Raw genomic sequence first — 852 nt, 5'->3', positions numbered from 1 at the left:
TAAGGCGTGTGGACATTCAGGTGACCTGAGGGATTCCCGCTTCAGTCGAAATTTGATCCAAGGCTGCAAACTGGAGGTCAGCTTTGAATCGGTGGGTGCTCAAGGACGAACAGTGGGAGCGTGTTGCGCCGCTGCTCCCTGGGAAAGCAGGGGATCCCGGGCGCACCGGCTCGGACAACCGGCGCTTCCTGGAGGCGGTGCTCTGGATGGTGCGCACCGGAGCGCCCTGGCGGGACCTGCCCGCGATGTTTGGGAACTGGAACAGCGTGTTCCGGCGCTTTCGCCGCTGGGCTCAGACCAGCATCTTCGAGCAAGTTTTCCAGGCTCTGTCGGGCGATCCTGACTTCGAGTACGCGCTCATCGACGGCACGATCATCCGCGTCCATCAGCACGGGACGGGCGCTAAAGGGGGACTTGTCATCAGGCGATCGGACGCTCGCGCGGCGGCCTGACCACCAAGATCGTGGCCCTGGTGGATGCGCTCGGCAACCTGGCGGACTTCCTGCTTCTGCCGGGGCAGCGCCATGACAGCGTCGGGGCTGAGCCCTTGCTCGACGGGGTCGAGATAGGCGCTCTGATTGCCGACAAGGGCTTCGACAATGACGCGCTGCGCCAGGCGCTGGATGCTCGCGGCGCTATCGCGGTCATCCCGCCCAAAGCCAATCGTGTGAGGCAGATTGCGTGTGACTTTGCCATGTACCGCTGGCGGCATCTGGTCGAGAACTTCTTCTGCGACCTGAAGCAGTTCCGCCGCGTCGCCACCCGCTACGATAAGACTGATCAGAGCTTTGAGGCCATGATCTATCTCGCTGCCAGCTTCATGGCCCTGAAATGAATGTCCACACGCCTTAG

Annotated in this window: 1 protein-coding gene; it reads left to right on the top strand. The window is 62.4% G+C overall.

Annotated features, from left to right (window positions below; translation table 11 throughout):
• Window positions 1-83 precede the first annotated feature (83 nt).
• Window positions 84-835, top strand: a protein-coding gene (locus JKG68_RS32650; protein WP_202066615.1) for an IS5 family transposase whose coding sequence is annotated in 2 segments (ribosomal slippage) — window positions 84-417 and window positions 417-835 — 753 coding nt in all. Because the reading frame shifts where the segments join, the coding sequence is not laid out codon by codon here.
• Window positions 836-852 lie beyond the last annotated feature (17 nt).

The sequence above is a fragment of the Microvirga aerilata genome (assembly GCF_016743775.1).
Lineage (GTDB): Bacteria > Pseudomonadota > Alphaproteobacteria > Rhizobiales > Beijerinckiaceae > Microvirga > Microvirga aerilata.
This window is presented reverse-complemented; position numbering and strand designations above follow the sequence as displayed.